The following is a 13,711-nucleotide window of genomic DNA, read 5'->3' on the forward strand; positions in this document are numbered from 1 at the left end:
ATGTCGACAGATACTCTGGCCACTCTGGCCGCCGCGCTGCGTGAAGCAGAGCAAACCGGTAGTGCGATAGCGCCGCTGCGCGACGCGATTGGCATCGATAACGCCGAAGCGGCGTACGCCATTCAGCGAATTAACGTGGAACACGGCGTGGCGCAGGGGCGTCGCGTTGTCGGGCGTAAAGTCGGGCTCACGCACCCGAAGGTGCAGCAGCAGTTAGGCGTTGACCAGCCGGATTTCGGCACGCTGTTCGCCGATATGTGCTACGGCGATAACGAAACCATCCCTTTTGGCCGGGTGTTACAGCCGAAGATTGAAGCCGAAATCGCGCTAGTGCTGAAGCGCGATCTGCCGCATGCCGACACTACTTTTGATGAGCTGTACAACGCCATTGAGTGGGTGGTTCCGGCACTGGAAGTGGTCGGCAGCCGGGTGCGCGACTGGTCCATTAAGTTTGTGGATACCGTTGCGGATAACGCCTCCTGCGGCGTGTACGTTGTCGGCGGCCCGGCGCAGCGCCCGGCGGCGCTGGATCTGAAAAACTGCGCCATGACGATGACGCGTAATCACGAAGAGGTGTCCAGCGGCCGAGGCAGCGAATGTTTAGGCCATCCGCTGAACGCCGCCGTCTGGCTGGCGCGCAAAATGGCCAGCCTGGGTGAGCCGCTGCGCGCGGGGGATATCGTGTTAACCGGCGCGCTGGGGCCGATGGTGGCAATTAATCCGGGCGACCGTTTTGAGGCGGTAATCGAAGGCATTGGCTCGGTATCCGCGACGTTTTCAGAGCAAGAAGGAAGTCAGTCATGAGCAAATGTAAAGTCGCCATCATCGGATCCGGTAATATCGGCACCGACCTGATGATCAAAATTCTGCGTCACGGTAAACACCTGGAAATGTCGGTGATGGTCGGCATCGACCCGAACTCCGATGGCCTGGCGCGCGCCGCACGAATGGGCGTTGCCACCACCCATGAAGGGGTGACCGGGTTAATGGCGATGGACGAATTTGCCGACATCGACATCGTCTTCGACGCCACCAGCGCCGGTGCGCACGTGAAAAATGACGCCGCGCTGCGCAAGGCCAAACCGGGCATTCGCCTGATTGACCTGACGCCTGCGGCCATTGGCCCGTATTGTGTGCCGGTGGTTAACCTCGATAAAAATCTCGCGCAGGGCAACGTCAATATGGTGACCTGCGGCGGGCAGGCGACCATCCCGATGGTGGCGGCGGTTTCCCGCGTGGCGAAAGTGCACTATGCGGAAATCATCGCCTCGATCTCCAGCAAATCCGCCGGTCCGGGGACGCGCGCCAATATTGACGAATTTACCGAAACCACTTCGCAGGCCATTGAAGTGGTGGGCGGCGCGGCAAAGGGCAAAGCGATCATTATTCTCAACCCGGCCGAGCCGCCGGTGATGATGCGCGATACCGTCTACGTGCTGAGCGAAGCGGCTTCGCAGGCGGAAATTGAAGCCTCCATTGAAGAGATGGCGGCGGCGGTGCAGGCGTATGTGCCGGGCTACCGCCTGAAGCAAAAAGTGCAGTTCGACGTCATCCCCGAGGATCAACCGATCAACATTCCGGGCGTCGGGCAGTTCTCCGGGCTGAAAACTGCTGTCTATCTGGAAGTCGAAGGGGCGGCGCACTATCTGCCGGCCTACGCCGGGAACCTCGACATTATGACCTCTGCGGCAATGTCGACCGCAGAAAAAATGGCCGAAACGCGGGTGAAAGTGGCAGGAGAAGTCGCATGAACGGTAAAAAACTCTATATCTCGGATGTGACCTTACGCGACGGCATGCACGCGATTCGTCATCAGTATTCGCTCGATAACGTGCGTCAGATTGCTAAGGCGCTGGACGACGCGCGCGTTGACTCGATTGAAGTGGCCCACGGCGATGGTCTACAAGGCTCAAGCTTTAACTATGGCTTCGGCGCGCACAGCGACATCGAGTGGATTGCTGCCGCCGCCGAGGTGGTGCAGCACGCCAAAATCGCCACGTTGCTGATTCCGGGTATCGGTACGTTGCACGATCTGAAAAATGCGTATCAGGCCGGGGCACGTGTCGTGCGTGTGGCGACTCACTGTACTGAAGCGGATGTTTCCGCGCAGCACATTGCTTACGCCCGCGAGCTGGGCATGGACACCGTCGGTTTCCTGATGATGAGCCATATGACCACGCCGGAAAACCTGGCAAAACAGGCGAAGCTGATGGAAGGCTACGGTGCAACCTGCATCTACGTGGTGGACTCCGGCGGCGCGATGAATATGAACGACATCCGCGATCGCTTCCGCGCGCTGAAAGATGTGCTGAATCCGCAAACCCAGACCGGCATGCATGCGCACCATAACCTGAGCCTCGGTGTGGCTAACTCGCTGGTGGCGGTGGAAGAAGGCTGCGATCGCATTGACGCCAGCCTGGCGGGCATGGGCGCCGGTGCGGGTAACGCGCCGCTGGAAGTGTTTATCGCCGCCGCCGACAAGCAGGGCTGGCAGCACGGCACCGACCTGTATGCGCTGATGGCCGCGGCAGACGATCTGGTGCGTCCGCTGCAGGATCGCCCGGTGCGCGTCGACCGCGAAACCTTAGCGCTCGGCTACGCAGGGGTTTACTCCAGCTTCCTGCGCCACAGCGAAGTGGCCGCCGCGCGCTACGGCCTGAGCGCGGTAGATATACTGGTTGAGCTGGGCAAGCGGCGCATGGTCGGCGGTCAGGAAGATATGATCGTTGACGTGGCGCTGGATCTGAAAGCGAAAGCGCAAGCCTGATAACGATCCGGTCGGCAATGTATCGACCGGACGCATGGCAAAGAAAAAAACGCGGCTGGCAATGTACCAGCCGTCTTTACACCTGCACTCTACAGAAGGTAGCACTATGTCGAATATTACCCATGTCTCCTCACCGCCGAACACCGCGCGCCTGATGCAAACCGTCGGGCTTTGCTTTTTGGTCGCCCTGATGGAAGGGCTGGATCTCCAGGCAGCTGGGATTGCCGCAGTCGGCATCGCGCAGGCGTTTTCACTCGATAAAATGCAGATGGGCTGGATCTTCAGCGCCGGGATCCTCGGACTGCTGCCGGGCGCGTTGTTCGGCGGCATGCTCGCCGACAGGCACGGGCGCAAGAAGGTGCTGCTGGGGTCCGTTGTGCTGTTCGGTTTGTTCTCCATCGTCACCGCGCTGGCGTGGGATTTTCACTCGCTGGTCTTTGCCCGCTTTATGACCGGGGCCGGTTTAGGCGCCGCGCTGCCTAACCTTATCGCGCTTACTTCGGAAGCCGCAGGCCCGCGTTTTCGTGGCACGGCGGTGAGCCTGATGTACTGCGGCGTGCCGATTGGCGCGGCGTTAGCGGCGGCGATGGGCTTTAGCGGCCTGACGCAGGCGTGGCAAACGATCTTCTGGGTCGGCGGCGTGGTGCCGCTGTTACTGGTTCCGCTGCTGATGCTCCGACTGCCGGAGTCGCAGGCGTTCAGCAGCCAGCAGCAAGAGGCGCCCGCGCCGCTGCGGGCGATTTTCGCTTCCGGAACCGCTTCTTCGACGCTGCTGTTGTGGTTGTGCTACTTCTTCACGCTGCTGGTGGTTTACATGCTGATCAACTGGCTGCCGATGTTGCTGGTCGATCAGGGTTTTAGCCGTTCTCAGGCGGCCGGAGTCATGTTCGCCCTGCAAATCGGCGCGGCGCTCGGTACGCTGATGCTGGGGGCGTTGATGGATAAACTCAGCCCCATCAAAATGTCGCTGCTGATCTACTGCGGCATGCTGGCATCGCTGATTTCTCTTGGTGCGGCCAGCTCGTTCGGCATGATGCTGGCCGCAGGCTTCGTGGCCGGGATGTTCGCCACCGGCGGGCAGAGCGTGCTTTATGCGCTGGCGCCGCTGTTCTACCGCACCGAAATCCGCGCCACCGGCGTTGGCACCGCGGTGGCAGTAGGGCGCTTGGGGGCGATGAGCGGCCCGCTGCTGGCGGGAAAAATGCTGGCGCTGGGCACCGGGACCGTTGGCGTGATGGCAGCTTCGGCGCCTGGAATTGTGCTGGCGGGCGTAGCGGTGTTCTGGCTGATGCGTCAACACCAGCGTGGCGATAATCGCGGTGTCTAATTTCTGGTTGCAACAGAATTTGATGAATTCCGAATTGTTGCGGGGCGAGGAAATTTGTTGGTGGTGAACGCCAGCTACGGTGCATGATAAAAGGCACTGTTTTTTTATCAGGGATTGATAATGATGCTCTACGATGTGAAGCCCATCTTCCAACCGTTGCTTCGGCCGTGTATGTTCGCCCTGGCGAAAAAGAACATCACGGCCATTCAGGTTCACGGTGTTACACGGCTGAATGATAAGCCTGAGAGCTTTATGCTTGTGATGGCGGCACGGTATGTCTCCTGAGCGGCGTAAGGTACTGATGCAGGCCGTCGGGTGGCTGCTGTTTCTGGGGCCGTTTTTATTCCTGACCTACGGTAAAATCAATCAAGCTACCGCGCTGCGCGCCATTAGCCATCAGGATGTCGGCAGCGCGGCGTTGGCCTGGGAATCGGCGATTCCCTTTATTCCCTGGAGCATTATTCCTTACCGAAGTCTGGAGCTCTTCTACGGACTGTCATTGTTTGTCTGCGCATCGCGTTTTGAACAACGTCGCTTAGTGATGCGGCTGGTGCTGGCAATCGTTTTTGCCTGCATCGGATTTTTATTCTTTCCTTTGCAGTTTGGCCTGATTCATCCCGCCGTCACTGGCGTTGCGGGCGAGCTATTCAGGCCGTTTGACGGGTTTGACCTGCCTTATAACCAGGTGCCTTCACTGCATATTATGCTTAGCTGGCTGCTGTGGCAGCATTTCGACCGTTATCTTAGCGGCGTTTGGCGCAGGCTATGCGGCGGGTGGTTTGCGTTGATTGTGGTTTCGGTTCTGACGACCTGGCAGCACCATGTTATCGACGTTGTCACCGGGCTAGCGCTAGGCATGCTGATCGACTGGATGATACCTTACCCGCATCGCTGGCGCTGGCAAGAGCCGAATGCCGCACAGATAAAGGTGGTTCGCTATTACATTTTGGTCTTCGTCTCAGGGATATCGCTTGGCCTAATCCTGTACCCATGGTCATTCTGGGTGCTGATAGTGTTGGCCTGGCCGGTGCTGGCATTATCGATCGCCGCGCGTGGCTATGGCGGGTTCGGTGCGGCCACGACCGGGAAAAATGAACAGGGAATGCTGCCGCCTGCCGTGTACGTGCTGACGTTGCCATGGCGCTGCGTAATGTGGCTGTCGATACGGGCGTTCACCCGCTGTTTGCCGACGGTTAGCGCCGTTGCAAAAGGGGTTTTCATCGGGAGCTACCCACGCCACGTGCCCGAGCAGCCTGCCGTACTGGATCTCACCTTTGAATTTTCCCGCGCACGGGTAACTCGATCGTGCGTTTATTACTGCATTCCCATGTTGAGCCGGGTTCCGCCGGAAGAGGCGCAGTTGCGGATGGCTGTCGCGATGCTGGAAACGTTACGTCAGGAACACGGTTCGGTTCTGGTTCATTGCGCGCGCGGGCGATCGCGCAGTGCGATGGTGGTAGCCGCGTGGTTGTTGTGCTACGGGCACGTTAAAACCGTCGATCAAGCGGTGGTGTATGTCCGAACGCATCGGCCGCAGGCGGTGTTTACCCAGCAAGATTTGCAGGTGCTAAAGCAATGGCAACAGAACATGACAATATAACGGGTGTAGCGGGAGCGTCCTGTACTGAAGCCCCCTATTTTTCTGATTAATGGCATCAAAGGCACAGTACGTGTGCCGGATGTGTTCCTATACTGTCTGCACATTCATGATGCTACAGGCAGGACGTTATGACTCAGTACGGTACGTTTTCCCTTGGTTCTCAATTTGTTAATCGCCTCGGCTACGGGGCGATGCAGTTGGCTGGCCCCGGCGTATTCGGCCCGCCGAAAGACCGACATGCGGCCATTTCCGTGCTGCGCGAAGCCCTCGAACTGGGCGTCAATCACATCGATACCAGCGATTTCTACGGCCCACACGTCACTAACCAGATCATTCGCGAAGCGCTGCATCCCTATGCTGACGACCTGACGATTGTCACCAAAATCGGCGCCCGCCGCGGCGATGACGCCTCCTGGCTACCGGCATTTTCCCCCGAAGAGCTCAAGCAGGCGGTCCATGACAACCTGCGTAATCTCGGCCTGGACGTGTTGGATGTGGTCAATATGCGCGTGATGATTGGCGATGGTCATGGGCCGGGCGAAGGCTCGATTGAAGCCAGCGTCAGCGTGCTGGCTGAGCTCCAGCAGCAGGGGCTGGTGAAGCATATCGGGCTGAGCAACGTGACGCCGACGCAGGTGGCGGAAGCGCGCAAGATTGCGCCGATTGTCTGCGTCCAGAACGAATACAACATTGCCCATCGCGGCGATGATGCGCTGATTGATGCGCTGGCGCGTGACGGTATCGCCTATGTGCCGTTCTTCCCACTGGGCGGTTTTTCTCCGCTGCAATCCTCCACGTTGAATGAGGTTGCCCACTCGCTTGGCGCGACGCCTATGCAGGTTGCGCTGGCCTGGCTGTTGCACCGTTCGCCGAATATTCTGCTAATCTCCGGCACTTCGTCGGTGGCGCACTTGCGGGAAAATATGGCGGCTGCGGAGTTGACCTTGTCCGCTGAGACGCTGGCGACCCTTGACGGTATTGCCGCGAAAGGCTGACGGGAGGCGCGATGACTTACAAACTTTCCGCCCAGTGTCACTGTGGCGCGGTGGCGTTTACCGTTGAATTGAGCGATGGCTTCAACACTGTGCGTCGCTGTAACTGCTCGTACTGCCGGATGCGTGGGGCGGTTGCCGTTTCTGCGCCGCTGGCGGGAATCGAAATCCTACGAGGGAAGGATAAACTCACCGAGTATCGTTTTAATACCGGTGAGGCGGCGCACTTTTTCTGCTCGGTGTGCGGCATTTATACCTTCCATCAGCGGCGTTCGAATCCGCAGCAGTATGGCGTAAATGTGGCCTGTATTGAGGGTGTATCACCCTTTGATTTCGCCTGTGTCGAGGTTCATGACGGCGTTCACCACCCGAAAGATGGCGGCGGCGGTATTGCAGGCTACCTGCGTTACGAGAAAAAGTAACCGTAGCACGCTGTCGGGAAGGCAAAAAAAAAGCCCTGCGCTTATGCAGGGCTTTTAACTGTCAGACGGCGATTACGCCACGAGGCTGTCGATCGCTGCTTTGGCTTCAGCAGTCGCTTTGGTCGCCATTTCCGGGCCGTAAGCGATGCCTTCAGCGAAGACGACGTTCACGTCGGTGATGCCGATGAAGCCCAGGAACACGTTCAGGTACGGGGTGATCAGGTCGGTCGGGGTATCTTTATGGATGCCGCCGCGGCTGGTCAGAATGATCGCGCGTTTGCCGGTCACCAGGCCTTCCGGGCCTTTTTCGGTGTAGCGGAAGGTGACGCCAGCGCGGGCAATCAGGTCGAAATAGTTTTTCAGCTGAGTCGGGATGTTAAAGTTGTACATCGGCGCGGCGATAACAATCACATCGTGGGCTTTCAGCTCGGCAATCAGTTCGTCAGAAAGATTCAGCGCTTCCTGCTGGCGCGGGGTCAGCGGGGAATCGCTCGGACGCAGCGCGCCAACCAGTTCACCGTCCAGCACCGGAATCGGGTTCGCGGCCAGATCACGCACGGTGATTTCATCAGCGGAGTGCTTTTCGCGCCACTGTTCAACAAAATAGTCGGACAGCTGACCAGATTGAGAGTAGCCTGCCAGGATGCTGGATTTCAGAACTAATACTTTGCTCATTGGGTGATTCCTTATATTTGATTGACGGGCTATGCCCTGTTGCTTAGTGACACTTTATTCACAATCCTGCCACAGGGATAGCGCAATATATCGAATCCTATATTCAGTTTTTTTGAACAAGCCCCAGAATGCATGAATGTGGTATCATAGAGTGATACTTGATAAGCGCTTTTCCCGGCAGTGCACTGCCCAATAAGACTATGACAGAACAACAAAAAATAACCTTCGCTATGCTCAGCCAGCGCCTTGATGCGCTGACGCTTCGCGATAAACAGCGGTTTGCCCGCCGACTGCACGGCGTTAAAAAGGTTAAAAATCCTGATGCTCAACAGGCCATTTACCAGGAGATGGCGCAGGAAATTGAACAGGCAGCCGGTAAGGTTGTGCTGCGCGAAGCGGCGCGTCCGGTGATTGAATACCCGGAAAATCTGCCCGTCAGCCAGAAAAAACAGGACATCCTTAACGCCGTGCGCGATCACCAGGTGGTGATCGTCGCCGGTGAGACCGGGTCCGGTAAAACCACGCAGCTGCCGAAAATCTGCATGGAGCTGGGGCGCGGGATTAAAGGCCTGATTGGCCACACCCAGCCGCGCCGTCTGGCGGCGCGCACCGTCGCCAACCGTATTGCCGAAGAGCTGAAAACCGAACCGGGCGGCTGCATCGGCTACAAGGTGCGTTTTAGCGATCACGTCAGCGATAACACCATGGTCAAGCTGATGACCGACGGTATCCTGCTGGCGGAAATTCAGCAGGACCGCCTGTTGATGCAGTACGACACCATTATTATCGATGAAGCGCACGAGCGTAGCCTGAACATCGACTTCCTGCTCGGCTACCTGAAAGAGCTGCTGCCGCGTCGCCCGGATCTGAAGGTGATCATCACCTCCGCGACCATCGACCCGGAGCGCTTCTCGCGCCACTTTAACAATGCGCCGATTATCGAAGTCTCTGGCCGCACTTATCCGGTAGAAGTGCGCTATCGCCCGATTGTGGAAGAGGCTGACGATACCGAGCGCGACCAGCTACAGGCTATTTTCGACGCCGTGGATGAGCTGGGTCAGGAAAGCCCCGGTGATATTCTGATCTTTATGAGCGGCGAACGTGAAATTCGCGATACCGCCGATGCGCTGAATAAACGCGACCTGCGGCATACTGAGATTCTGCCGCTGTACGCGCGCCTGTCGAACAGTGAACAAAACCGTGTCTTCCAGTCGCACAGCGGGCGACGCATCGTGCTGGCGACCAACGTGGCGGAAACCTCGCTCACCGTTCCGGGCATCAAGTATGTGATTGACCCCGGCACCGCGCGTATCAGCCGCTACAGCTACCGGACCAAGGTGCAGCGTCTGCCGATCGAGCCGGTCTCTCAGGCCTCGGCGAACCAACGTAAAGGCCGCTGCGGCCGCGTGTCGGAAGGGATCTGTATTCGCCTCTATTCTGAGGACGACTTCCTGTCACGCCCGGAGTTTACCGACCCGGAGATTCTGCGTACCAACCTGGCCTCCGTTATCCTGCAAATGACCGCGCTGGGGCTGGGCGATATTGCGGCATTCCCGTTTGTCGAAGCGCCGGATAAACGCAACATTCAGGACGGCGTTCGCCTGCTGGAAGAGCTGAGCGCCATTACCACCGACGAACAGCAAACCGCGTACAAGCTGACGCCGCTGGGCCGCCAGCTGAGCCAGCTGCCGGTCGACCCGCGTCTGGCGCGAATGGTGCTGGAAGCGCAGAAGCACGGCTGCGTGCGCGAGGCGATGATTATTACCTCGGCGCTGTCGATTCAGGACCCGCGCGAGCGGCCAATGGACAAACAGCAGGCGTCGGATGAAAAACATCGTCGCTTCCATGACAAAGAGTCCGACTTCCTGGCGTTCGTCAATCTGTGGAACTACCTCGGCGAGCAGCAGAAAGCGCTGTCGTCCAACCAGTTCCGCCGCCAGTGCAAGCTGGATTTCCTCAACTATCTGCGCGTCCGCGAGTGGCAGGATATCTACACCCAACTGCGCCAGGTAGTGAAAGAGTTGGGCATCCCGGTCAACAGCGAACCGGCGCAGTACCGTGAAATTCACGTGGCGCTGCTGACTGGCCTCCTGTCGCACATTGGCATGAAAGACGCCGACAAGCAGGAGTTTACCGGCGCACGTAACGCGCGCTTCTCCATCTTCCCGGGCTCCGGATTATTCAAGAAGCCGCCAAAATGGACCATGGTCGCCGAACTGGTGGAAACCAGCCGTCTATGGGGGCGCATCGCCGCGCGGATCGACCCGGAATGGGTGGAGCCGGTGGCGCAGCATTTGATCAAGCGTTCCTACAGCGAGCCGCACTGGGAGCGCGCGCAGGGCGCGGTGATGGCCACCGAGAAAGTGACCGTCTACGGCCTGCCGATTGTCGCGGCGCGCAAGGTTAACTACAGCCAGATTGACCCGGCGCTGTGCCGCGAGCTGTTTATCCGTCACGCGCTGGTGGAGGGTGACTGGCAAACCCGTCACGCCTTCTTCCGCGACAACCTGAAGCTGTGCCGCGAAATTGAAGAGCTGGAGCATAAATCTCGCCGTCGCGACATCCTGGTGGATGACGAGACGATGTTTGAATTCTACGACCAGCGCATCAGCCATGAGGTGATCTCGGCGCGCCACTTCGATAAGTGGTGGAAGCAGGCCAGCCGCGAAACGCCGGATCTGCTCAACTTTGAGAAGAGCATGCTGATCAAAGAAGGTGCGGAGCAGGTCAGCAAGCTGGACTACCCGAACTTCTGGCATCAGGGCAACCTTAAGCTGCGTCTGAGCTACCAGTTTGAACCCGGGGCAGATGCCGACGGCGTGACGGTGCACATTCCGCTGCCGTTATTAAACCAGGTGGAAGAGGCCGGGTTTGAGTGGCAGATCCCAGGACTGCGCCGCGAGCTGATTATCGCGCTGATTAAATCGTTGCCGAAGCCGGTGCGCCGCAACTTTGTGCCGGCACCGAACTACGCCGAAGCGTTTTTAGGCCGCGTGACGCCGCTGGAGCTGCCGCTGCTTGATTCGCTGGAGCGCGAGCTGCGCCGGATGACGGGTGTAACCGTGGACCGCGACGCCTGGCAGTGGGATCAGGTGCCCGATCACCTGAAAATCACCTTCCGCGTGGTCGACGACAAAAACAAGAAGCTGCAGGAAGGCCGTTCCTTGCAGGTGCTGAAGGACGGGCTGAAGGGCAAAGTGCAGGAGACGCTCTCGGCGGTGGCCGACGATGGCATTGAGCAAAATGGGCTGCATATCTGGAGCTTCGGCGACCTGCCGGACCGCTATGAGCAAAAACGCGGCAACTATAAAGTCAAAGCCTGGCCGGCGCTGGTGGACGAGCGCGATAGCGTCGCCATTAAGCTGTTCGATAACGAGCTGGAACAGCAGCAGGCTATGTGGCGCGGTCTGCGCCGTTTACTGCTGCTGAACATCCCGTCGCCGATTAAATATCTGCACGAGAAGCTGCCGAATAAAGCCAAGCTGGGGCTGTACTTTAACCCCTACGGCAAGGTGCTGGATCTGATTGATGACTGCATCTCCTGCGGCGTGGATAAGCTGATCGACGAGGCGGGCGGCCCGGTGTGGACCGAGGCGGGCTTTAACGCGCTGCATGAGAAGGTGCGCGCCAACCTCAATGAAACGGTGGTCGAGATTGCCAAACAGGTTGAGCAAATCCTCACGGCAGTATTTAACGTCAACAAGCGGCTGAAAGGGCGCGTCGATATGACGATGGCGCTGGGGCTATCGGATATCAAAGCGCAGATGAATGGCCTGGTGTATCGCGGCTTTGTCACCGGCAACGGCTTCCGTCGTCTGGGTGACACGCTGCGCTATTTACAGGCGATTGAAAAACGCCTGGAAAAAATGGCCATCGATCCGCACCGCGACCGTGCGCAGATGCTGAAAGTCGAAAGCGTCCAGCAGGCGTGGCAGCAGTGGCTGAACAAGCTGCCGCCGTCGCGTCGTGAGGACGACGATGTGAAAGAGATCCGCTGGATGATTGAAGAGCTACGCGTCAGCTTCTTCGCGCAGCAGCTGGGTACGCCGTATCCGATTTCGGATAAGCGTATTTTGCAGGCGATGGAGCAGATTACGGCGTAGGTTGACGAAAAAGGCCGCAAGGTTTACCCCTGCGGCCTGGTTCGGGCGCATGTTGCCATCGTGGAGGATCATAACGCCCATCAGAACGCATTACTTCCGGTTACGCCACCTGCTTACAATCACACTAATGAGAACGCCAGCGATGATAGGGGCAGCAAGATCGTGCCAGAAGATAACGCCAAACTGCATCAGCGTCATACAGCCGCCTTTGGTTGCAATGGCAACGGTTCGCGGCTATCCTTGAATTGTTGGTGTTCAAGATTAGCCCCCGTTATGTTGCCGGTTTACACCGAACAATGTGCGGGGGTTTTCTTTTATCCAGCAACAACGCCGCCGGGGATGAAGCCCCCGCAACACTGCGCCTCACCGGGTTATCCCGGCTTGCGGCGAATTCTACGTCGATACGCTGCGCAAATCATCCTGCTGTTCGTCAATCTGCGTAGCGCCTCGACTGCCTTTGCAAAACCACTTTAGTATTTCAATGCCCCATAGATCTGATCGACAATCCAGCCGTAGGTCGCTATCGGTAGCTGCCCGCTGACGAACTGATTGGGGTTTGCTTTTGGGTTGGCGACCGGGGAGTGTGGGCGGTTGCCGAGAATAACGATCGCCATATGATTAACCGGGTCGATCGCCGTTAGCGTACCGGTCCAGCCGGTATGGCCGTAGACCTGCTGGTTGCTTAAGCTGCCAAAGGTGGCGGTCATCGACGCATTGCCGTTTACCCGCCAGCCCAGGCCGAAGGTGGCATCTTCTTTTGAACTGCGGGTGAAATCGCCCACCGTTTTTGCATCGAACAGCTTCACCTTACCGTAGCCGCCGCCGTTGAGCATCACCTGCATCAACACCGCCATATCCTGAGTGTTGGAGAACAATCCGGCGTGGCCGGAGACGCCGCCCATCGAGTACCAGGCTTTTTCATCGTGCACTTCCCCCCAGATGGTCCGGGTACGGATATACGGAAAATCAATGACGCCGTCGCGGGTGTTGCCGTTGAGTTCAGTGGCGGCTATCTGACTGCGGCTAAAGCCCTTCTGCAGCGGGTTAAATACCGTATGGGTTAACCCTAATGGCCGGTAGATTGTCTGCTCAACGTAGCGGTCCAGCGGCATACCCGTCACCGATTCGATAATAAAACCGAGAATCATATAATCAACGTCGCTATAGACATGCTTCGTCCCCGGCACATACTGCAACGGCGTGCGCTTAATCATCGCAAGCGTAGTGGCTTTATCCTGAGAGTAGAGTTTTCCGGCAACCAGTGGATTGGGATACTGCGGGTCGGCGGGGAAGCCCGCGGTGTGGTGCAGAATATCGCTGATGCGCAGCGTGTCCTTACCTTTAATCTTATCCTCTGGCCGGTCGGCAAAGCCGGGCAGGTAGCTGGCGGCGCGGTCATCAATGCGGATTTTTCCTTCGTAGACCAGTTTCTGCAGCGCAAAGTTGGTGGCGTACATTTTGGTATTCGAGGCGAGATCGTACAGCGTGGCGGTGGTTGCTCGCAGTGGCCTGGCCATCAGCGTGGAACCCTCGTACTTCTTCGCATCGCCAAACGCTTTTTGATAAACAATATGATTGTCTTTGATAATCAGAAGATTGAGGCTGGGGTAACCCTGGTTGATTTGATCCGCAATCCAGCGGTCCATCTTGCCAAGCCGGGCAGTATCAAAGCCTACCGTCTCAGGCGCAGCCGGCGTTAACAGCGGGTAATCGGCAGCGATGCCGCTGGCGGAAAACGCCAGCAGCGAAACCAGCAAAAAACGTTGTTTCATCATGCGTCCCTCATCATCGTTTTGCCGATGGTGCTACTCGCCACGCGCAAATA

12 protein-coding genes are annotated in these 13,711 nt (G+C 58.0%); 9 read left to right on the plus strand and 3 right to left on the minus strand.

Going from position 1 to position 13,711, the window contains the following annotated elements:
- The 8 genes from mhpD to ACK5JN_RS12350 all read left to right on the plus strand — a co-directional run bounded on the left by mhpD (position 1) and on the right by ACK5JN_RS12350 (position 7,108).
- Positions 1-804, plus strand: a complete 804-nt coding sequence (mhpD, locus tag ACK5JN_RS12315; protein WP_416870442.1) for a 2-keto-4-pentenoate hydratase — start codon at positions 1-3, stop codon at positions 802-804.
- Positions 801-1,751 (plus strand): acetaldehyde dehydrogenase, encoded by a 951-nt coding sequence (gene mhpF, locus ACK5JN_RS12320; RefSeq protein WP_416870443.1) that lies wholly within the window; start codon positions 801-803, stop codon positions 1,749-1,751. The genes mhpD and mhpF overlap by 4 nt, the downstream gene beginning before the upstream one ends.
- Entirely contained in the window at positions 1,748-2,767 is a 1,020-nt protein-coding gene (gene mhpE / locus ACK5JN_RS12325) for a 4-hydroxy-2-oxovalerate aldolase (RefSeq protein WP_416870444.1), read from the plus strand. Before mhpF ends, mhpE begins: the two co-directional genes overlap by 4 nt.
- A gap of 106 nt (positions 2,768-2,873) precedes the next feature.
- Positions 2,874-4,094 carry a 3-(3-hydroxy-phenyl)propionate transporter MhpT gene (gene mhpT / locus ACK5JN_RS12330; RefSeq protein ID WP_416870445.1) on the plus strand — a complete coding sequence of 407 codons (1,221 nt, stop codon included), beginning with the start codon at positions 2,874-2,876 and terminating at the stop codon, positions 4,092-4,094.
- Positions 4,095-4,214: 120 nt separating this feature from the next.
- Positions 4,215-4,379 (plus strand): hypothetical protein, encoded by a 165-nt coding sequence (locus ACK5JN_RS12335; RefSeq protein WP_416870446.1) that lies wholly within the window; start codon positions 4,215-4,217, stop codon positions 4,377-4,379.
- The gene (locus ACK5JN_RS12340; protein WP_416870447.1) at positions 4,369-5,694 is read left to right on the plus strand and encodes a phosphatase PAP2/dual specificity phosphatase family protein; all 1,326 of its coding nucleotides are present in this window, start codon (positions 4,369-4,371) and stop codon (positions 5,692-5,694) included. Before ACK5JN_RS12335 ends, ACK5JN_RS12340 begins: the two co-directional genes overlap by 11 nt.
- Positions 5,695-5,822: 128 nt before the next feature.
- On the plus strand, positions 5,823-6,689 hold the full coding sequence (locus ACK5JN_RS12345; RefSeq protein ID WP_416870448.1) for an aldo/keto reductase family oxidoreductase: 867 nt from the start codon (positions 5,823-5,825) through the stop codon (positions 6,687-6,689).
- Between the two features lie 11 nt (positions 6,690-6,700).
- The gene (locus ACK5JN_RS12350) at positions 6,701-7,108 is read left to right on the plus strand and encodes a GFA family protein (protein WP_416870449.1); all 408 of its coding nucleotides are present in this window, start codon (positions 6,701-6,703) and stop codon (positions 7,106-7,108) included.
- Positions 7,109-7,180: 72 nt separating this feature from the next.
- Here ACK5JN_RS12350 and azoR read toward each other — a convergent pair whose 3' ends face one another.
- Positions 7,181-7,783, minus strand: coding sequence for an FMN-dependent NADH-azoreductase (azoR, locus tag ACK5JN_RS12355; protein ID WP_064545170.1), 603 nt, complete (start codon positions 7,781-7,783; stop codon positions 7,181-7,183).
- A 200-nt stretch (positions 7,784-7,983) separates the two neighbouring features.
- Here azoR and hrpA point away from each other — a divergent pair, with 200 nt between their 5' ends.
- Positions 7,984-11,886, plus strand: coding sequence for an ATP-dependent RNA helicase HrpA (gene hrpA / locus ACK5JN_RS12360; RefSeq protein WP_416870450.1), 3,903 nt, complete (start codon positions 7,984-7,986; stop codon positions 11,884-11,886).
- 90 nt (positions 11,887-11,976) lie between these two features.
- Here the strand turns inward: hrpA and ACK5JN_RS12365 are convergent, their stop codons facing one another.
- Entirely contained in the window at positions 11,977-12,084 is a 108-nt protein-coding gene (locus ACK5JN_RS12365; RefSeq protein WP_416870451.1) for a type I toxin-antitoxin system toxin Ldr family protein, read from the minus strand.
- Positions 12,085-12,356: 272 nt separating this feature from the next.
- Positions 12,357-13,658, minus strand: coding sequence for a penicillin binding protein PBP4B (gene pbp4b, locus ACK5JN_RS12370; RefSeq protein ID WP_416870511.1), 1,302 nt, complete (start codon positions 13,656-13,658; stop codon positions 12,357-12,359).
- Between the last annotated feature and the right edge of the window lie 53 nt (positions 13,659-13,711).

The sequence above is a fragment of the Kluyvera sp. genome (assembly GCF_047971185.1).
GTDB lineage: Bacteria > Pseudomonadota > Gammaproteobacteria > Enterobacterales > Enterobacteriaceae > Kluyvera.